Source organism: Flavobacterium arcticum, assembly GCF_003344925.1.
Lineage (GTDB): Bacteria > Bacteroidota > Bacteroidia > Flavobacteriales > Flavobacteriaceae > Flavobacterium > Flavobacterium arcticum.
The window spans coordinates 999,485-1,020,288 of record NZ_CP031188.1 but is presented as its reverse complement, the minus strand read 5'-3'; the positions used below and the strand labels follow the sequence as shown (position 1 = coordinate 1,020,288).

The window sequence follows — 20,804 nt, the reverse complement described above, 5'->3', positions numbered from 1 at the left end:
TTAGTTTGCCGCGTTAGTTGGTGTGTTCTTAATTGCCATATCAAGAGGCATAACCAGTTTATCTTTTCCGTAAATAAAATCTTCTCTGTTAGTTGCCGATTTTACCATAACTCTCGATTTTGTCAAGAAAATAGCTTCTTTAGGACAAGCTTCTTCACAAAGTCCACAAAAAATGCAACGAAGCATATTTATTTCATATATAGAAGCATATTTCTCTTCTCTGTACAAGTGCTTTTCTTCAGGTTTTCTTTCTTCAGCCTTCATAGTGATAGCTTCAGCAGGGCAAGATAATGCACAAAGTCCGCAGGCAGTACAACGTTCTCTGCCTTCATCATCACGCATTAGCATATGTTGTCCTCTATAAACAGGGCTAAGTGATCTTGTTTCTTCAGGATATTTAATAGTCACCTTTCTTTTAAATAAGTGTCTTATGGTGATCATCAATCCTTTAAATATCGCCACAAGGTAAAGGCTCTCCAAAAAGGTCATCTTTTTGTTGGAAACCTCCTTCTTTCTTCCCGATAATGATATGGTCTCTATTGACATTTGTATAATTGTTAACCTGTTTTACATACAGGTAGTTGTAATTCTATTTTATTTTTAGGTTACTCTGTTAATAATATAACAATACCTGTAATAATAATATTTGCTATAGATAGAGGTATTAATATTTTCCATCCTAAACGCATTAACTGGTCATAACGGAATCTTGGCACCGTCCATCGTACCCACATATAAAAGAATATAAAGAAGCACAATTTAGCAAACAATGCAAACATACCTATTATGTTAGCAATATTAACGCCTACATTTTCTTCCATCCAGCTCATACCAGGGTAGTTGTATGCTCCAAAATAAAGCACGGCAAGAATAGTAGATGATATAAACATACTCGCATATTCTGCAAACAGGTAAAAACCCATTTTCATAGAAGAATATTCGGTATGGTAACCTCCTATAAGTTCTGCCTCACATTCTGCAAGGTCAAACGGTGTACGGTTAGTCTCTGCAAACGAACATACTAAGAAGATAAGGAAACCTACTGGTTGGTAAAAAACATTCCAGTTCATTCCTTCCTGTCCAGCAGCAATTTCGCGAAGGCTAAGTGTTCCTGTCATCATAATAAGTGCGATGATAGATAACCCCATTGCTACTTCATATGATATCATTTGTGATGCAGCACGCATGGCACTCATCAACGAGAATTTATTATTAGATGCCCATCCACCAATCATAATACCATATATACTTACTGATAGTACTCCGAATACATATAGTATTGCTACATCAATATCAGTAGCTTGTAGTATAATATCACGACCAAAAAGGTGAAGTTTGTCTCCCCAAGGAATAACAGCACTTGTCATTAGTGCCATACTCATTGATATTGCAGGACCTACAAAAAACAAAAATTTATTCTCTGTATTAGGTACAAATTCCTCTTTAGCAAATAGTTTTAAACCATCGGCAAGGGGTTGTAGTATACCGCCTTTACCTGCACGGTTAGGACCTACACGATCTTGCAACCAAGCTGCGATTTTTCTTTCGGCAAGCGTAGAGTACATCGCCATTAGCATGGTAAGGGCAAATACTGCAATAATAATAACGCTCTTTTCTATGATGATAGCTTCGTTCATAATTTATACGTTACCTTCTTTAAGTTTTTTCTTTCCTTGTTCTGTAAGTGGCACATCGGGCATACTTATTTTTTTTCTGTCCTGCTCTCTACCCAACAGAATGTTATGTTCGGTTTCAATAGTCACTTTTTCTAATTTTTGAGTATAGTTATTTTGATTAATAACCGAACCTTTTTCAAACTTACGAGGTCCTTCAATAACCCAATGGCTAGGATCTTTATGGTCAAAACGACATTCGTTACAAATGAACTCTTCTACTTCATGGTAAATATCTTTACGTCCTGTAACTCTTTGTATTTCGTCGCCAAACATCCAAAGTGTTGTTTTTCCGCAACATTTATCACAATCTCTATGAGCATTAAATGGTTTGTTAAACCAGACCCTTTGCTTAAATCGGAATGTTTTATCAGTAAGTGCACCTACAGGACAAACATCAATCATATTTCCTGAAAACTCATTATCTATAGCTTTAGAAATACAAGTAGATATTTGCGAATGGTCACCTCTGTTCATTACACCATGTACCCTGTCGTCTGTAAGTTGGTCTGCAACCATCACACAACGGTAACATAGTATGCAACGATTCATGTGCAACTGTATGTTTGGACCTATATTTTCAGGTTCAAAAGTTCTCTTTTCTTCAATAAAACGTGTTTTACCAGCACCATGCTTAAAGCTAAGGTTTTGCAGGTCGCACTCACCAGCTTGGTCACATACTGGGCAGTCTAACGGGTGGTTGATAAGTAGAAACTCAGTAACTGATTTTCTTGCATCTAATACTCTTTGCGAAGAAATACTGTTTACTTCCATACCGTCCATAACACCTGTTACACACGATGCCATTAGTTTCGGCATTGGTCTAGGGTCTCTTTCGCTACCTTTAGACACCTCTACAAGACAGCAACGGCATTTACCACCACTACCTTTTAGCTTAGAATAATAGCACATTGCTGGCGGAACAGATTCGCCACCTATCATACGAGCCGCCTGTAGGATGGTTGTCCCTGGTTCTACCTCTATACTTTGACCGTCTATTGTTACTTTCATATTCTATATAGTTTGAAAGATAAAAAGCACAAGGCTTTGAGACTTTCGACTTTTAAACTTTTGACTTAAACTGTTTGTTTCGTTACTAAGTGCTTTACTTTTTCGAAAGGTTCAGCTACATAATGGTCACGATTTTTAACTTTTTCTGGAAAACGAACGTGATACTCAAACTCATCACGGAAATGACGAATTGCTGCTGCTACTGGCCATGCTGCTGCATCTCCTAGCGGGCATATTGTATTACCTTCTATTTTACTTTGTATATCCCACAGTAGGTCGATATCTTCTTCACGACCATGTCCTGTTTCTATACGGTGTAGTACACCTTCTAGCCAACCTGTACCCTCACGACAAGGTGAACATTGTCCACAGCTTTCATGATGGTAAAAACGACTGAAGTTCCAAGTGTTACGCACAATGCACGATGTGTCATTGTAAACAATAAAACCTCCAGACCCTAACATAGACCCTGTTTGAAAACCACCTTCGCTAAGCGATTCATAACTCATTAACCTGTCGCCGCCTTCTGCATTCTTATAAATAAGGTGTGCAGGTAATATTGGCACAGATGAACCTCCAGGTACTAATGCTTTTAATGGTCTGTCATTCATCATTCCGCCTAAATATTCATCAGAGTTCATAAACTCATCAACACTTAAGCCTAATTCTATTTCATATACTCCAGGGTTTTTAATATGTCCTGAAGCTGATATTAATTTTGTTCCTGTAGAGCGACCAACACCAATTTTGGCATATTCTTCGCCACCATTGTTTATTATCCAAGGTACTGCTGCAATAGACTCTACATTGTTTACCACAGTAGGCTCTTGCCATAAACCTTTAACCGCAGGAAAAGGTGGTTTTATCCTTGGATTACCTCTTTTTCCTTCAAGCGATTCTATAAGTGCTGTTTCTTCTCCGCAGATGTAAGCTCCTGCACCACAATGTACATAAAGGTCTAGATCATAACCTGAACCTAATATATTTTTACCCAGCCATCCAGCAGCATAGGCTTCTTTAATTGCATTTTCTAATATGCGGTATACCCACATATATTCGCCACGAATGTAGATGTACGAAAGTTTTGCACCTAAAGCAAAGCTAGATGTTATCATTCCTTCTATTAAAAGGTGAGGAATGTACTCCATCAAGTAACGGTCTTTAAACGTTCCTGGCTCTGATTCGTCAGCATTACAAACTAAGTGTGAAGGATTTCCTGATTTTTTATCAAGAAAACTCCATTTTAAACCTGTTGGGAAACCTGCCCCACCACGACCTCTTAATCCTGAAGTTTTTACTTCTTCAACAATTTCATCTGGAGTCATGGTTTTTATAGCCTTTTCTACAGAAGCATAACCGCCCATTTTGCGGTACACTTCATAGGTTTTTATCCCAGGTACATTTGCGTGCTCTAATAATATCTTTCTTCCCATTGTTACTCAGTATAATGGTCTTGTTTGTGTAAATCTACTTTGCCTGCTTTGCATTCTTCAATAAGCGTGTCAACTTTCTCTTTAGTAAGATGCTCTCTATAATAGTCACCTATTTGTAGCATTGGCGCATAACCACAAGCACCTAAGCATTCTACACCCACTACGGTAAACTGTCCGTCGGGTGTTGTTTCGCCTTCTTTTATACCCAGTTTATCACAGGTATAATCCATAAGATCTTCTGCACCACGCAGGCAGCAACAAGAAGTTCTACAGAATTCGAACATGTATTTACCTATTGGTTTTTGGTTATACATAGTATAAAAGGTAACTACCTCATAAACCTCTACAGGTTTAATTTCTAGTATTTCTGCTACTTTATCTTGTAGCTCTATACTAAGCCAGTTATCATGTGCATCCTGTACTTCGTGAAGTACTGGAAGCAATGCCGATTTTTTCTTATCGGCAGGGTAGTGGCTTAATAGTTCGTTGATGCGCTCTGTGAGCTTCTCATCTATGTTTATAACCTGTTTTGCGTGTGAAATTTCCATAATCGTTAAGCGTCTAGTTCGCCTGCAATAACATTGAGGCTTGATAATGTTGCAATCGCATCCGAAAGCATTTGACCTTTTACCATTTCGTTAAAGGCTTGATAGTATATAAAACATGGTCTACGGAAGTGTAACCTGTATGGTGTACGGCTACCGTCGGTAATTAAATAAAAACCAAGTTCGCCATTACCGCCTTCTACCGCATGGTATACTTCGGTTTTTGGTACAGGCACTTCACCCATCACTATTTTAAAGTGATAAATAAGTGCTTCCATATTGTTGTAAACATCTTCTTTTGGAGGTAGGTAATAATCAGGTACATCAGCATGGAAAGGACCTTCTGGTAATTTATCCAATGCCTGACGGATTATTTTTAAACTTTCCCAAACTTCTGCATTACGTACACAAAATCTGTCATATGTGTCGCCTGCTTCTCCTACAGGAACATCAAATTCAAAATCTTCATAAGAGCTATAAGGCTGCATTACTCGCACATCATAGTCTATTCCCGCAGCACGAAGGTTTGGTCCTGTAAAGCCGTAACTCATCGCTTTTTCGGCAGATATAGGTCCTACACCTATAGTTCTGTCCATAAAAATTCTGTTACGTGTAAGTAGGTTTTCAAACTCTTGCCATACAGCAGGAAAATCTTCTAAAAATACATTTATTTTTTCGAATACAGCTGGGCTCCAGTCTCTTTCAAATCCACCTATACGTCCCATATTTGTGGTAAGTCTTGCACCACATATCTCTTCGTATATTTCGTATATTTTTTCTCTGTATTGAAATACGTATAAAAACCCTGTAAGTGCACCTGTATCAACAGCTAATACTGAGTTACATATTATGTGGTCGGCTATACGTGCCAGCTCCATAATAATAACCCTTAAATATTGTACTCTTTTAGGTACTTCTATATCAAGTGTTTTTTCTAAAGTCATCCACCATCCCATATTATTGATAGGAGAGGAGCAGTAGTTCATCCTGTCAGTAAGTGGTGTTATCTGATAAAAGGGTCTGTTCTCGGCAATTTTTTCAAATGCGCGGTGAATGTACCCTACAGTACCTTCGCCATCCAGTATTCGCTCGCCATCCATTAACAATATATTTTGGAATATACCGTGTGTAGCAGGGTGGGTGGGCCCTAAGTTAAGTACAGAAAGCTCGCTACCATCTTCGTTTTGCCTTTTGGCAATCATTTCGGCATAGCGTTGCTCTGGTGGTAATAATAGGTCTGACATTTATATTACAATTTATTCAGGTTCATTATTAGCGATTATCAGTTGTTCGTCCAAAAAAGCGGTCGTCTTTATCAGTCCTTCCACCGTCTTCTAGCGGGAATTCTTTTCGTAAAGGGAACGACACCATCTCATCCATATTTAATATCCTTTTCAATTGTGGGTGTCCTTTAAATATAATTCCGTAGAAATCATAGGTTTCACGCTCTTGCCAGTTAGCACTCAAAAATAGATTGGTAACTGTGTCAATTTCAGGGTTATCTCCGTTAAGGAAACTTTTAAACCTTATGCGAATATTATCTACCCAGTTATGCATATGGTAAACCATAGCAAACTGTTTGTCTTTTTCATTATCGGGATAATGTACTCCACAAAGGTCAGTAAGGAAGTTAAAGCGCAACACCGAGTCTTCTTTTAGAAAACGCATAACATCATTCATGCTATCTGGTGCGACTTCAAAGGTGAAAATATCTTTTATTTGGTTAAATTCGGTAACATTGTCGCCGAATTTATTTGTGAGCTTGTCTTGTATAACAGATGTTTCTAAAGCCATAGTGTCTTTATGAAATATTATAAGATGCCAATAATTCTTTATATTCTGGAGAGCTTCTCCTGCGTACGGATTCTGATTTTACTATTTCTTGTAATTCCATAATACCATCAAGTATTTGCTCTGGTCTTGGTGGGCAACCTGGTACATAAACATCTACAGGTATTACCTTATCTATACCTTGTAATACAGAATAAGTGTCGAATACACCACCAGATGATGCACAAGCTCCAACAGCGATAACCCAACGTGGCTCGCTCATTTGCTCGTAAACCTGACGTAATATTGGTGCCATTTTTTTGGCGATGGTACCCATTACTAAAAGCATATCGGCTTGGCGTGGTGAAAAACTCATACGCTCTGAACCGAAACGTGCTAAATCATAATTTGCACCCATAGTTGCCATAAACTCGATACCGCAGCATGAGGTGGCAAATGGTAAAGGCCATAACGAATTAGCACGTGCAAGCCCTACTACATCGTCGAGCTTAGTGGCAAAAAATCCGTTTCCCTCTACTCCTTCGGGAGCGTTAACTAATTGTATGTCTGATGAATCGCTCATTATACTTATTAATTATGGTTATTAGGTGTTGTTATTCCCACTCTAGGCCTTTTTTCTTCATTACATAGAAGAAGCCTACTATCAGTAAAAACATAAAGATACCCATCTTTGCTAAACCTTCAAAGCCCATTGCTCTAAAGTTTACTGCCCAAGGATACATAAATATTACCTCTACGTCAAATAAAACAAATAATATGGCAACAAGAAAATATTTTACAGAGAATGGTATTCTAGCATTACCAATAGATTCAACACCACATTCAAAGTTTTTATCTTTGTTAATAGAGTGCCTCTTTGGTCCTAGAAAGCTTGAAATTATAATAGTACCTACTACAAAACCAACAGCTAGTAATAGCTGCATAATTATCGGGAAGTAATCTACCTGTGTAGTTTGCATGATAGCTTAGATTTTTAATAATAATTCACAAATATACACGTCAATTTTTAAACTAAATCAAGGTTTGCTTTTTGTATCGGTTTATTTGTGTTAATTTTTATTTAGAATGAATAAAAATTACAAAACATTGTACTTTGCTTTTTTATAGAATTGCTGGTGAATTATTTTTATTGTTAACGAATTATTAACATATGGTGGTTTGGGTTGAGGATGGTGGTGGTTTTATTCTTAAAAACAAAAAAAAGAGCCGCTCTTTTGAGCGGCTCTTAAATTTTCAATAGGTAAGCAATAGTATTTATATTGTCTTAGATCGCTACTACCTGAGCAGCTACTTTACCTTTTCTTCCTTCTTCTTCTTCGTAGCTTACACTATCACCTTCACGAAGATCCTCCGTTTTGATTCCTGTAGCGTGTACAAAGATGTCTTTACCTGTTTCGTCGTCTGTAATAAATCCATAACCTTTGGACTCATTGAAAAATTTAACTTTGCCTGTTCGCATTCTGTAATAAAAAAATAATTAATAATTGTCAAAGGTAAACTTTATTATGAGACTGCAAAGATAATATTGAAAAATTTACATAAAAATAAATTGATTTACAGGAGTTTGAATTTTTTTTAAAGAAATTTATAAACAGAAAAAATTAATATTAGAGGTTTAGCTTTATGCTCAGTTCTTTGAGTTGTGTATCATCAATTGCCGAAGGCGCATCAATCATTACATCACGACCTGAGTTGTTTTTTGGGAAAGCAATAAAATCTCTAATAGTTTCCTGTCCGCCTAATATTGCTACAAGCCTGTCAAACCCAAAGGCAAGCCCGCCGTGTGGTGGTGCACCATACTGGAAAGCATCCATAAGGAAACCAAACTGTGCTTTTGCTTCTTCTTCGGTAAAGCCTAAGTATTTAAACATAAGCTGTTGTGTAGCTTTATCGTGTATCCTGATAGAACCACCGCCTATTTCGTTACCATTCAGTATAAGGTCATAAGCATTCGCCCTTACCTTACCTGGATCTGTTTCTAGTAGCGGCATATCTTCTGGTTTTGGCGATGTAAATGGGTGGTGCATAGCATGGAATCGTTCTGTTTCTTCATCCCATTCTAATAGCGGGAAATCCATAACCCATAATGGAGCAAATACTTCTGGATTTCTTAACCCTAGTCGTGTAGCTAGTTCCATACGTAGCGCACTAAGGCGAGCACGGGTTTTATTAGCATCACCACTTAGTATTAGTATAAGGTCTCCTGGTTGTGCGCCTGTAGCTTCTGCCCATTTTTTAAGGTCTTCTTGGTCGTAAAATTTATCTACAGATGATTTGATAGTACCATCTTCATTATATTTTGCATAAACCATTCCTGTAGCACCTACTTGTGGGCGTTTTACCCAGTCGATAAGGGCATCTATTTCTTTACGAGTGTATGATGCACATCCTGGTGCAGCTATACCAACAACAAGTTCTGAGTTATTAAATACACCAAACTCTTTGTGTTGTGCTACTTCGTTTAGTTCGCCAAACTCCATCCCAAAACGGATGTCTGGTTTGTCGTTACCATATTTTTTCATGGCTTCGTCATAGGTCATTCTCGGGAATGTACCTGTTTCTACACCTTTAAGTTCTTTAAGTAAGTGGCTTGCTAGTCCTTCAAAAGTTTGTACAATGTCTTCTTGCTCTACAAAAGCCATTTCGCAGTCTATTTGTGTAAACTCTGGCTGACGGTCAGCTCTAAGGTCTTCATCACGAAAACATTTCACAATTTGGAAGTACTTATCCATACCACCCACCATTAGTAATTGCTTAAAGGTTTGTGGCGATTGTGGCAGGGCATAGAACTGCCCTTCGTTCATGCGGCTTGGTACAACAAAGTCACGAGCCCCCTCTGGAGTACTTTTTATTAATACAGGGGTTTCTACCTCTATAAACCCTTGTTTAGACAAGTAGTTACGTACCTCCATGGCTACTTTATGACGAAATAGTAAGCTGTTTTTTACAGGATTACGACGAATGTCGAGGTAACGGTATTTCATACGGATGTCTTCACCACCATCAGTTTCATCTTCGATTGTAAAAGGAGGTGTTATAGCTGTATTTAGTATAGCAAGCTCTTTTACTAGTATTTCTATATCGCCAGTAGGCATATTTGGGTTTTTAGATACACGCTCTATTACGATACCTTTTACTTGTATAACAAATTCTCTACCTAGCGCTTCGGCTTGTTTAAAAACTTTGGCATCTGTACGCTCTTCATCAAATATAAGTTGAGTAACGCCATAACGGTCTCTAAGGTCTGCCCATACAAGGAAGCCTTTGTTACGTGTTTTTTGTACCCATCCGGATAAAGTTACTTCTTGGTCTATATTGGCTGCTGTTAGCTCACCGCAATTATGGCTTCTATACATTGTGTTCAATTTTAGAGTGCAAATTTAGCAACTATTACCAATTATGCTTACTCATATACATTCAAATATTTGCTAAAGCTTATTTTTTACTTTTATTAGTCTCTTTAAATGAGTTTATCATAGCCTTCATAGTCTCTTTATATTGCTCTTTCTTATCGGCAAGTGTCCATATCATTACTTGGTAGTAATTATTTTTTCCTTCTATAAAAGCTAAACTCCAATAAATATCTATTCCTTGAGAATTACCTGTAAATGTGGCTGTTTTTGCATTGAGTCCATTTATTTTTTTTGATATTAGTTGTGGTACACTATCTAGACTTGCTCTTGTCTCTATTCCTTCATTTAGTAGTTTTGCATATCCATCAAGATCTGGAGTGTAATAATCTTCTAAAGCATTCTCTTTAATAGCTTTTTCGAGTTTGCTTTTAGGTTCATCAATTACCATTATATACACCTCACGAAGTGTATTTTGATATTGTAATGATGCACTGTTATCAAGCCCTGTAGTTTTTGTAAGGTATTCAGGTAGCTCAATACTATACAAACCTTTTATTTTGATTGTTTGTATTTCTTCTTTACTGTCTCCGCAGGATAGTAGTAAGAACGCAGTTATTATGGTGATAAAGAGGTGTTTTTTCATCGTATATTTAAATGTGTTAGGTTTTTATGCTTTTTTTTAACGGTTGCAAGTAAGCTAAAAAGTTTAAAAATTCTATTTTTACAACTATTAAATTTACAACATGAAAAAATTACTTACATTACTTTTACTTACAGTTAGCAGTATTTATGCTCAAAATAAAGAGTTTACATTTTCGGCAATTATAAAAAATCCGAATAGCGATTCTCTTGTCATACGCTCTAAATCGATGCAAAAAGTTATTAAAGCTGATAAAAAAGGAAACTTTAAAGATAGCTTTTCTTTAACTACAGGCTTATATCAATTATATGATGGTAAAGAGTATAGCGTGTTATATCTTGATAATAGTTATGATCTTGATATGACGGTAGCAGCAGATAGCTTTGATAAAACGATACATTTTACAGGCAAAGGTGCGGCAGAGAATAACTTTTTAGCCAAAAAGATGCTTGCTGACCAAGTTTTTATATCAGGACTTGACGATTTGCCTAACGAACCCAATGCAGCTCAAAAAATAGTTGATGATAGAGCAAGAGAGTTACGATCTGCATTAGAGAATCCTGAAATAGGTGAAACGTTTAAAAACTTGATGATAACGGTACTTACCCAAGAGAAAAAGCAACTGGAAGCAATGGCAAAACGAGCACAAGAAGCCCAAAAAATGAAGGGAAAGCCATCGCCGCTTTTTACTTATGAAAATCATAAAGGAGGTACTACAAGTCTTAAAGATTTTAGAGGTAAATATGTATATATAGATGTTTGGGCTACTTGGTGCGGACCATGTCGTAAAGAGATACCTTATTTACAGAAAATAGAAAAAAAATATCATGATAAAGATATCGTATTTGTAAGCATCTCTGTAGATAAAGAGAAAGACCATACTAAGTGGAAAAAATTTGTAGATAAAGAAGCATTAGGCGGAGTACAACTTATAGCAGATAAAGACTGGAAGTCTGATTTTATTGCAGCTTACGATATTCATTCTATACCACGCTTTTTATTGATAGACCCAAAGGGCAACGTAGTACGATCTGATGCTGCAAGACCATCTGACCCTGCCTTACAAGAGTTACTGGATAAGCTCTTAAAATAAATTATATTTTACAATATCCAATTAAATGAAAAACATACTATTACTATTATTAGTGTGCACTGGTGTGTATGCGCAATCGGAAATTCAAAATTTTAAAGGGACTTTAAAAAATAATAGTGTTGACTCTATAATAGTCAAAAATCAAAGAGGTACTTGGCGCAAGGGTTATGCCTTAGATAAGCAGGGAAATTTTTCGGGTAGATTACAACAAGGATTGGGTATGTTTACGCTGCATTATGGAGATAATGAAGCTGAGATGTATTTAGGTAACGATTCGGATATTGTTATAACTGCAAATGCTGATAACTTTATTGAAACTCTTGTATATACAGGGAAAGGTGCTGATGAGAATATCTTTTTGGCAGAGTATGCTAGAGGGAAAAAGGCGTTAATTGATAAGTTTAAAGATGGTGGAGACAAAGAGGTTATACAAAAAGAAGTAGATAGTCTTATTGCTGTATTTGAAGATAAACTTAAAACAAGAAAGTATAACTTTATGTTTAGGAATTTAATGAGTACGACTTTAAAATACTCTGATAGTCAAATATTACCAATGCAAATTAGTAAGCAAGCGACTTCAAAAAGACTTGAAGGAAAGCCATCGCCCCTTTTTACTTATGAGAACCATAAAGGAGGGACTACAAGTCTTAAAGATTTAAGAGGTAAGTATGTATATATAGATGTTTGGGCTACTTGGTGTGGGCCATGCCGTAGAGAGATACCCCACTTGCAGGAAATAGAGGAGAAGTACAAAGGAGAAAATATTGCTTTTGTAAGTATTTCTGTAGATAAAGAAAATGATTATAATAAGTGGAGAGAACTTGTTACAAAAGAGACATTAGGTGGAATACAGCTTATTGCAGATGACAACTTCAAATCTGATTTTATTCAATCTTATAATATATTATCAATACCACGATTTATACTAATAGACCCTAAAGGTAATGTAGTAAAAGCCGATGCGCCAAGACCATCAGATTTTGCACTGCAAGATTTATTAAATAAACTCCTAAAATAAAAAATGCCTGCTTTTGCAGGCATTTTTTATAAGTTGTATGCTATATTGTCTATAACTATTTCGTTACTGTCTTTAGCAAGGTATACATATCGTATAGCAGTATTGTTAAACGAAGCACTAAAATGTTTTATCTTCTTATTTTCTGAAAATTGTTTGGTAAGCTCCTTTTTATCAATTTCAGGATAATCTGCTTTATCAACTTCTGTCTTATCTATAAGTTTCATGTCGCTGTTTAAAGCTATTATAAAACTAAAATTAGTTTCTTTAGTATATAAAGGTAAAGTAGTAAAATCAGCATTAGGTCCGCGCATTTGATTTTGTATCATCCACATATGATTTTGCATCATTAGTTGTTGCTGTTGCATTTGGATACGCATAAACCACATATTGTCAAACCACCAATTGTAATTATAGGTTTTAGTGTTAACAGCATCCACACGCAAGCTATAATTTTCACCTGATTTATTTACAGTAAGCGTTGTTCTTATATTGTTTTTATGTGCCTTTTTAAGGTAAGTAGCTACATCCATATCTACTTCATCAAAATATTGTATTAAATCATTGGTAAGGTTATAAGAAGTCTTTTTTTCGCCACTGTTTAATTCAAAGGCATTAATATCCATACTTTTTTTACTGCTATTCATTACAAAAATCATGTTTTCTTTCACAAAAGATGTTAGCTGTTTGTGTTTTTCATCGAGAACTTTAAATGTTTTAAAGTCAGCACTACCCGTAGTACTATTAATGCTTATTGTTTTTGTTGTATGATTAGCTTTATCATCATGAGTTATTATAATAGTGTTGTTTTCATAATATATACGCGCAGAGTTTAGTGAGCCATTCTTAACATATTCTTGTGTGTTAATCTGGTCGATGCGCTGTCGTTTTAAAGACTTTAATACCTTTTCTATTTCATCTGTGATTGTTACAGGAACAGAAGTGATTTCAGTACTGTTTTTAATTTTTTCAATTATAAGTCCGTCCCCTTTATAGGCTTGGCGCAATAGGATAGTATTATTATCATCGCTAAAAAATGCAATTGGCTCTGTAAAGTCTTCTATTACTTTATTGTATGCTGTATCGGTGCTGATTTCATAATCAATAATACGTAAGGTTTCATTATCGTAAGCTGTGAGGATAATATTGCCATTATTTATGTGACATGATTTAAACTTAGGTTCATCTTCATATGATTTTATATTCAACTGTTTTACACTACCTGATGCATCTGCAAAAAAGGGTATTACATCGTGTTTGTGAGTATCTCTGTTTTTAGCAATTACTACATGAAAACTCGCTCCTGTTACAAGGTTAAATGAATGAGTACTTTCTACTTTAAGATTAGCGGTTAAAGTATAGGTAAAACCTTCTGCTGCATTACCAATATAACCAACAAATAATAGAGCGCAATAGAGTAAAATTTTTCTCATTATCATATGTTTTATGAGGTATAAAATTATAAAAACCTTCTCTTTAAAAGCTATGATAGTGTTAAATATATTTCAATGTTACCAAATTGTTAACTAAATGTTTTTTTAATGTAAATTAGTTTTGTATATTTGTGTTAGGTTATTTGAAGAACTAAATACGAATGAATATGAAAAAGATAATTATTGCAGCATTTATGTTGTTTGCTGGTGTTATATCAGCACAGGAAATAAAACCAAAATACGAGATAGAAAACCAAACAGTGAAAGCAACGTATTATTATGATAATGGTAATATAAAGCAAGAAGGTTTTTATAAAGACGGTAAGCTACACGGAAAATGGATGTCTTTTAATGAAGATGGTACAAAACAATCAATAGGAGAGTATGCTAACGGGATAAAGTCAGGCAAATGGTTTTTTTGGAACGATACGACTCTTAGTGAAGTAGATTATAGTGACAGTAGGATTGCTGATGTGAAAAAGTGGTCGAGAGATGCTGTGGTAGTTAATAAATAACATTAATTTTCTTGTTATATAAAAGGGTGTAAATAAAATTTACACCCTTTTATGTTTTAAAGTCGCGACAGCTATAAGGAACTACATAAATGCTGCAATAATTATCTTTTTCATATTCATTTGTATTTAGTTGTATCTTCTTTGATTTAATAATGATATTGTAACTATAAGTTATTTATAATTCGTTTTTTTTGATTAATATTGATTATCCAATTTTAAATAGATTACATGAATATATTAATCTCTGGAAATCATCCGTTTACAATTGATGTTTTTGAGAAAACTTTACATGAAAACTTTATTGATTTAAATATATCCAAAACATACTGTTATAAAATAGCTTTTAAAATGATATCTAAAAACGCTATGGATCCTTATGAATTAGTTGTTTTTGATTTAAATACAATGATTAATGATGATTTAAATTTCACTTACATTGTTGAAATTATTGTTTTACTAAAAAAAAGAATGTCTAAATGTAAGATTATTGTAATAACGTCTAGAACTGAAATTTTACATGTTTATGAAATTGTAAGGAAAATAAAACCAACAGGTTTAGCCGTTAAAACAGATGTTTCTTTAACTGAATTAAAATATTTATTTGAAACAGTACTAAAAGGAAGTAACTATCAAAGTTTTCATGTTAAGCAATGTCTTAATGAGATTTGGGATAACCAATTAATGATTGAAGATTATAATAGACAAATTCTTTTACTTCTATCACAAGGATATAGAGTAGGAGAATTAAGTGAAGTAATTTCATTAAGTAAAAGCGCAATTCAGAAGAGAATATATAAACTAAAGAAAGCATTTAACACGGGTGATGAACAGAGCCTTATAAGAGAGGTAAGGCTAAAAGGGTATGTTTAACATAAATTACTCAAAAGTATCCTTATATGTTAAAATTTTGATTGGCTACATAATGTTATACGTTATTAATATTAGATTTCGATATAATTTTATGCCAATTAAAATATGCCAACTAATAATACTTCTATTGAGCCTAAATCTCATTTTTTTACAGATCCTAACTTAATTAGTCAAACTGAATCGCAAGCATTCGGTCCACAGTCATCTTCCTCGAGCTATAATATCAGTTCAAAATTTACAGCTTCTACAGATGCAAAAGCATTTGCAGTATGTAAGGGTATTGTTCTTATACAACCACAAGTAGACAATGCTAATAAAGTTAACCTCATACTTAGACCTTATGCTCAACCTGTTCAAGGGGTTAATATCAAATACTTTATTTATAGAGGATTAAAAAAATCAGATTTTTTTACTGATAATATGGTAAAAACTGGAGGTTCTGATTTTATTCAAAAAATACGAACTGATTTTTCTGATTTTTATCAAAATGATCCTGTGAACCCCAATCCTAATTTCTTAGCAAAATATATAGGTTTTGATCCAGAGAATCAAGATGAAAATTTACTTATAGATAGCTTCTTTTTTAAAGAATCAGAATATGTTGAGAGTAATGGCGAGTTTATAGAAGATGATGAGGGGTTTGGTTCTTTTGAGCTACCCTTAATACATGAAGGCGCGTGGCTTGGTGATTTTGCAGCAGGTGAGTGTGCTTTTGATGTTGTTTTAAACTACGGCGATTATAAATCTTCAGGAGAATTAAGCCAATTTAATTTTGACCTTAGTTATGCTAGAGCAACAAGTGCCGAAATAACACTAAACGGAGCTACAGATTATGAAAATAAGTGTATTAAAGAACAAATATTTCAATTTATAGATGCTGCTGCCTATTATGGCTTTCACACTGCTAACGGAACTGTAATTACAGACGATAATGGCACGAAGCAAAATAATGAAGGTCAGGGTATATATAATAATGTGCTAACAAATTTCATTACCAAAAACAAGCTCTATTTATATATACAAGGCGACAGGACTCGATCTTATAATTTTTATAATAATTATAAAATAGGCGAAACTAATAATTCTCTAAAATACGGTATTGAACCCGAAACTCTAAACGAAAGGGAATATGCTACTGACGGGTGGTCTGTTATTATAGAGTCGCCGCCAAACCCAACTACTTACCTACAGTTTGTTACCGATAATAATGTAAACACAGTATTATATGGACAGGTAGCCGATATTACTAATGCTGCTAAAAATAATTTTAGCAATGCAGATGATTTATTACTCCCGCCTAATGAAGAAGGGGAGGTAAGTGCCTTTACAAAAGTACTTGAATTGAGCAACCCAGTATCGGAGGTAGATGAGCTTACTATAGCGACTTTTAATATTATATTATATCAAGGAGTTGTTTATGACTATATAGTAGCAAATACACTTAATGAAAATTTAGATTTTTTAGAGATACTCGATAAACCTACTTTTTTAGACGATATTTTCGATCTTATAACAGCAGAACCACTTTTAAAGAATAGTGTAAATGATTATTCAGAAATAAGCTCATACAAACTTAAGCTCATTAATAAATATTATAATAGCAGACAAAATGGGACATTTGCAGTACAAACATTAGTGGCAAAAGATAAAATTGAAGATATCAATGATAGCTCCATTTTACAGAAACGTGTAACTTATGTTACAGAAATTATTTACTTATTTAATGATGCTTTGAATATTATGGAGAATATATCTTCATATACAAAATCTTCGTCTAGTATAAATGGTAATGTAGAGCCTCATAAAACTTATAAAGTATCGAAGTCATATAATATAAAAGAATTTACCGATGACACTGAAATTATTAATGGAATAGAAATAAATAATGAAAGTATATCTAAATCATCAAAAATAATAATTGGTATAACCGACTATGAAAATCAATTAATTAGGGAGCAGATTGTGGGGTTTGAATTTCAAAACCCAAGACTATTCTTTGTTAATCTAATTGAAGATGAAAATATTGATTTCATTTCTACGGAAGGAATTAGTTATAAAAAATATAAAATAGGAATTGTGGGCGAAAATGCAACAGGCGATTTACAAATAAAGTATCCTGAAAATGATATTATAATATACTCATTAGACGGAAGTTGTCACTTTAGTAAAGACTATAGCATTAATCTTACAGAAGAAGAAAGTATCCTAGTTAAAGAATATCTTAATCTTTAAAACCCTTTAAAATGAGCGAAAGATCGGTAATATTAGATATAGGAATAAAAAAAGCGTTTCGTAAATCAAATTTCCAAGAAATAGAGTTTAATTTGGATGGGTCTGTACATAGTTTTAAAATTATCAATGATCCTAGGCGTTATGTTAGGTCATATAGATCCACAATAGAAAATTTTTATGGATTTCTTGAAAAAACTAATTTTGATACACAAAAGGAAAGATTTAATAAAGGAGAAAAAGTAACAACTTCAGAATGGAGAAAGGGAGAATTTAATAACTTCGATTCCTTAAGTCCTGCTGAATCAGGCGATATTGTAGAAGGGGTTTATTCTATTTTCACAACGAATGGCAAGTGTAAACAAAAATATGTTTTTACATTTAGCAGTAATGGAAACATCCCTGAGACTTTTAATACGGTTTCAAATATAGACCCTATGAGCCCTAATTCGTACGATTGTAATGATTTTGGAGGAAATGCTACTCATCAAGGTGCTTTTTTCAATACTTACAAAGATGTTCTACTTTCTAACGATGATGGGCCTAATAGTACAGATATTGAGTTAATAGGAAAAATAGCAGCATTACTTGATGAAACAGAAGGAAAAACTGCTCAGGCTTTTATCGATTTCCAGTTGCAAAACATAGATAATGCTCAGTTTCAAATGATAATTATAGATGGTGTTTATGATCGCAAAGCTTTTGAAGTTTATAAGAAATCTCTTGAAAATTGGCTGGATATGCTCGATAAGTATAAAGAAAAAATCAAGAACCTTACTGATAAGGAAAAACTTTTTATATATATCGATGTAATGTATAGGCATAATATGCTTCACCTATTAACAGTACAACAAAAGATAGACATACTAGCTACTATGGCTACTGGAGCATTAATCACTTGGTATTTTGCTTCATGGACAGAAGGATTTCAAAAGAGGGAACCAATTGCCATTAAGGTGGTTGAATCGGTTACTAATGAACAAGCAGAAGAGTTTTTACAAAAATTAGTTAGTGAAAAAGTGTACACTAGTACATCTATTCCTATTCTTTTCCCCCTTCCTAGTGTTACTATTACAGGTGAAAACTCTCTTTACAAAGCACTTTTTTACAGATTTGATGATTTTTTTGGGAAAGACAATTTTACAGCTTTTGCCGAAAAACTTAATGCATTAGTACTTGCTAAAAATAATATAATACAAACTGCAGAAGGATATATAATTAGTACTCCTGAACAGCTTAATACTGATAATAATTTTGTTAAATATAATTTTATATGGAATAAAAAATTTAATAAAGATTTTAAAGGTGAAATAGAATATGATATCTCTTATCCTTCAGATAATCAAATTACAATAAAGGAGAAAATTGTAAAAGGGGTTACACGTAGGACAGTATCATATCAGGGAGTTACTGCATCTAAAATAGAAGCATCATCTTATTATGATGAGTCAGAAGTGACATTAAACCATTTTGATTTGGTTTCAATTACGTATTTAAGTAATCCATCATTTTTAGATTTATGTGAATATGCAGATTGCTCTAATGTTACTTTCTTAGCATCAGCGGCATATATTGATTACCTGTTAGAAAAGAGAGATACAAAAGATATTATAAATACTCTTTCTGTCAGTACACAGGTACTTTCTTTAGCTTTTGGTGTAGGAGAGTTATTAGCTGCTATTAGAACAGCAAATACAATCAGAGGTATAATAGGGGCATGGACAATTCTTGGTGATATATATTCTTTAATTATCAGTTCTCCAGTTTTTATAGAATTTTTGCAAGAGGCATACCCTAATGACTACATGGAAATTTTGGAAACTTTAAATATGATAGGTTTACTCAATGGTTTAACCAATGTAGGGGGTAATATTTTTTATAGTGCATATAACATAGATAAAGCCACTAAATTTATTGGTTACGTTGATGCTTTAAACAGCGACCATGGTGCTATAGCAAGGATGACAGCAGCGGAAGTTAAAGCGCTTCATATAACAAGAGAAAGGTTATTAGCTGAGTTATATGTATTGAGAAAAAACTCATCGGTGTATGAAACTGTTGAAAATCAAATACTTGCATATAGGAATCAGAGGAACTTACAACTTAATAATGCTGTTAGAGGTTCTACCACTGAATGGGAAGCAGCTCAGCAAATTATTATTCAGCATAGAGTAGCTGTTAGCACTCCTAATGGTAGAAATTTTGCATTTTTAGAAGGAATGGTAGAAGGTATAGATTCAAGTGCACTTATCGATCCTGCTGTTACCAACCAAAATCTTACCCAGAATCTTTGGAGGTCTGTTTCTGACGGTATAGCTGGAATGGAAGCTCATGTATTTACAGCTTCTGTAGTTGGAAACTATTTAAGAATAACGGATTCTGAATATAGAATGTTAAATAAGCTAGCATTAACCCTTAAACCAAATGCAGTTTTAGGATATATATATGTTGATGTAGTCGGTAATTTAAAAATAGTATCAGAGAATATATTCTGTGTATCTTGTCAAAACGCTATTAAGCAATTTAATCAGATGTTTCCAAATGTAAATATTACATTAATAGATGGAACTAGGGTTGGATATTAATATTAAAAAATAATAAAAATGAAAAAATTTAAAATTTTACTTGATATAAGATTAAAAGACGTTATTAACCATATTTTAAGAAAAAGGCGGTTTTCTCTGATTAATTATTCTTATTCGGTTGATTATATAAATTATAATGACACACAATTTATTGAAATTTCGGATGAAAAATTAAATCTCGATAAAGTAGCATTTTTAGGGTCACAGGTTTTTATTAGTATCTACTTATGGAATAAAAATATAAATAATAAAGAACATTATAGATATTTAGATGAATCTTCTGAAAATGAAATAATTAGTTATTGGCATAAAGAATATAGCCTCATTGATTTTCCTGAAAATTATAGCAATAATTTTGTTGCAGAAGTTAAATATTATAATGAAGGGAGTATATCAACAAATAAATTAATAGGCATTAATATATTTGAAATTAGCATCGGTGATTCTTCTTTAATGCCTGATGTAATAAGTACCTATAATGAAAATTATAACACTGACTTTTATATAGATGATATTGCTGGAGAGGATGGTCTAGAAACTTTAAAAATAGGATTTAAAAATGCTAGTCCAATAGATGTCTTTCTTGTTACTTTTCTGATGAGTGAAAGAGACTTTTAA

20 protein-coding genes are annotated in these 20,804 nt (G+C 33.8%); 7 read left to right on the top strand and 13 right to left on the bottom strand.

The genetic code is table 11. The annotated features are described in order from the left end of the window. The 12 genes from nuoI to DVK85_RS04560 all read right to left on the bottom strand — a co-directional run bounded on the left by nuoI (position 1) and on the right by DVK85_RS04560 (position 10,449). The gene (gene nuoI, locus DVK85_RS04615) at positions 1-546 is read right to left on the bottom strand and encodes an NADH-quinone oxidoreductase subunit NuoI (protein WP_114677312.1); all 546 of its coding nucleotides are present in this window, start codon (positions 544-546) and stop codon (positions 1-3) included. Between the two features lie 59 nt (positions 547-605). Next, positions 606-1,637: an NADH-quinone oxidoreductase subunit NuoH gene (gene nuoH / locus DVK85_RS04610; RefSeq protein WP_114677311.1), complete on the bottom strand. Its 1,032-nt coding sequence runs from the start codon at positions 1,635-1,637 to the stop codon at positions 606-608. 3 nt (positions 1,638-1,640) lie between these two features. After that, the gene (locus DVK85_RS04605; protein ID WP_114677310.1) at positions 1,641-2,684 is read right to left on the bottom strand and encodes a 2Fe-2S iron-sulfur cluster-binding protein; all 1,044 of its coding nucleotides are present in this window, start codon (positions 2,682-2,684) and stop codon (positions 1,641-1,643) included. A gap of 65 nt (positions 2,685-2,749) precedes the next feature. After that, the gene (nuoF, locus tag DVK85_RS04600; RefSeq protein ID WP_114677309.1) at positions 2,750-4,117 is read right to left on the bottom strand and encodes an NADH-quinone oxidoreductase subunit NuoF; all 1,368 of its coding nucleotides are present in this window, start codon (positions 4,115-4,117) and stop codon (positions 2,750-2,752) included. Between the two features lie 2 nt (positions 4,118-4,119). Next, complete coding sequence (locus DVK85_RS04595) at positions 4,120-4,665, bottom strand: NADH-quinone oxidoreductase subunit NuoE family protein (RefSeq protein WP_114677308.1); 546 nt, start codon at positions 4,663-4,665, stop codon at positions 4,120-4,122. Between the two features lie 5 nt (positions 4,666-4,670). Then, complete coding sequence (locus DVK85_RS04590) at positions 4,671-5,906, bottom strand: NADH-quinone oxidoreductase subunit D (RefSeq protein ID WP_114677307.1); 1,236 nt, start codon at positions 5,904-5,906, stop codon at positions 4,671-4,673. Positions 5,907-5,934: 28 nt separating this feature from the next. After that, the gene (locus DVK85_RS04585) at positions 5,935-6,456 is read right to left on the bottom strand and encodes an NADH-quinone oxidoreductase subunit C (RefSeq protein ID WP_114677306.1); all 522 of its coding nucleotides are present in this window, start codon (positions 6,454-6,456) and stop codon (positions 5,935-5,937) included. 7 nt (positions 6,457-6,463) lie between these two features. Then, on the bottom strand, positions 6,464-7,015 hold the full coding sequence (locus DVK85_RS04580) for an NADH-quinone oxidoreductase subunit B (protein WP_114677305.1): 552 nt from the start codon (positions 7,013-7,015) through the stop codon (positions 6,464-6,466). 31 nt (positions 7,016-7,046) lie between these two features. After that, the gene (locus tag DVK85_RS04575; protein ID WP_114677304.1) at positions 7,047-7,412 is read right to left on the bottom strand and encodes an NADH-quinone oxidoreductase subunit A; all 366 of its coding nucleotides are present in this window, start codon (positions 7,410-7,412) and stop codon (positions 7,047-7,049) included. A gap of 305 nt (positions 7,413-7,717) precedes the next feature. Continuing rightward, the gene (locus DVK85_RS04570) at positions 7,718-7,912 is read right to left on the bottom strand and encodes a cold-shock protein (protein ID WP_114677303.1); all 195 of its coding nucleotides are present in this window, start codon (positions 7,910-7,912) and stop codon (positions 7,718-7,720) included. A gap of 148 nt (positions 7,913-8,060) precedes the next feature. After that, positions 8,061-9,809, bottom strand: coding sequence for an aspartate--tRNA ligase (gene aspS, locus DVK85_RS04565; protein ID WP_114677302.1), 1,749 nt, complete (start codon positions 9,807-9,809; stop codon positions 8,061-8,063). A gap of 79 nt (positions 9,810-9,888) precedes the next feature. Next, positions 9,889-10,449 carry a hypothetical protein gene (locus DVK85_RS04560; protein WP_114677301.1) on the bottom strand — a complete coding sequence of 187 codons (561 nt, stop codon included), beginning with the start codon at positions 10,447-10,449 and terminating at the stop codon, positions 9,889-9,891. 100 nt (positions 10,450-10,549) lie between these two features. On the opposite strand from DVK85_RS04560, the gene DVK85_RS04555 reads away from it, so the two are divergent. Together DVK85_RS04555 and DVK85_RS04550 are read left to right on the top strand one after the other, a co-directional pair. Continuing rightward, positions 10,550-11,539, top strand: a complete 990-nt coding sequence (locus DVK85_RS04555) for a TlpA family protein disulfide reductase (protein ID WP_114677300.1) — start codon at positions 10,550-10,552, stop codon at positions 11,537-11,539. 25 nt (positions 11,540-11,564) lie between these two features. Continuing rightward, a complete protein-coding gene (locus DVK85_RS04550) occupies positions 11,565-12,557 on the top strand; it encodes a TlpA family protein disulfide reductase (protein ID WP_114677299.1) in 993 nt (330 codons plus the stop codon). Between the two features lie 26 nt (positions 12,558-12,583). On the opposite strand, the gene DVK85_RS04545 is transcribed toward DVK85_RS04550, so the two are convergent. Next, positions 12,584-13,987, bottom strand: a complete 1,404-nt coding sequence (locus tag DVK85_RS04545) for a hypothetical protein (RefSeq protein ID WP_114677298.1) — start codon at positions 13,985-13,987, stop codon at positions 12,584-12,586. A gap of 167 nt (positions 13,988-14,154) precedes the next feature. Between DVK85_RS04545 and DVK85_RS04540 the strand changes: the two genes are divergently transcribed. From DVK85_RS04540 to DVK85_RS04520, 5 genes are all read left to right on the top strand, one after another. Next, a complete protein-coding gene (locus tag DVK85_RS04540; RefSeq protein ID WP_114678981.1) occupies positions 14,155-14,502 on the top strand; it encodes a toxin-antitoxin system YwqK family antitoxin in 348 nt (115 codons plus the stop codon). Between the two features lie 228 nt (positions 14,503-14,730). Further along, positions 14,731-15,372: a helix-turn-helix domain-containing protein gene (locus DVK85_RS04535; protein ID WP_114677297.1), complete on the top strand. Its 642-nt coding sequence runs from the start codon at positions 14,731-14,733 to the stop codon at positions 15,370-15,372. Positions 15,373-15,477: 105 nt separating this feature from the next. Further along, positions 15,478-17,604: a hypothetical protein gene (locus DVK85_RS04530; protein WP_114677296.1), complete on the top strand. Its 2,127-nt coding sequence runs from the start codon at positions 15,478-15,480 to the stop codon at positions 17,602-17,604. Between the two features lie 11 nt (positions 17,605-17,615). Then, a complete protein-coding gene (locus DVK85_RS13645; RefSeq protein WP_240339567.1) occupies positions 17,616-20,186 on the top strand; it encodes a deaminase domain-containing protein in 2,571 nt (856 codons plus the stop codon). Positions 20,187-20,204: 18 nt separating this feature from the next. Further along, positions 20,205-20,804, top strand: a complete 600-nt coding sequence (locus tag DVK85_RS04520) for a hypothetical protein (protein ID WP_114677295.1) — start codon at positions 20,205-20,207, stop codon at positions 20,802-20,804.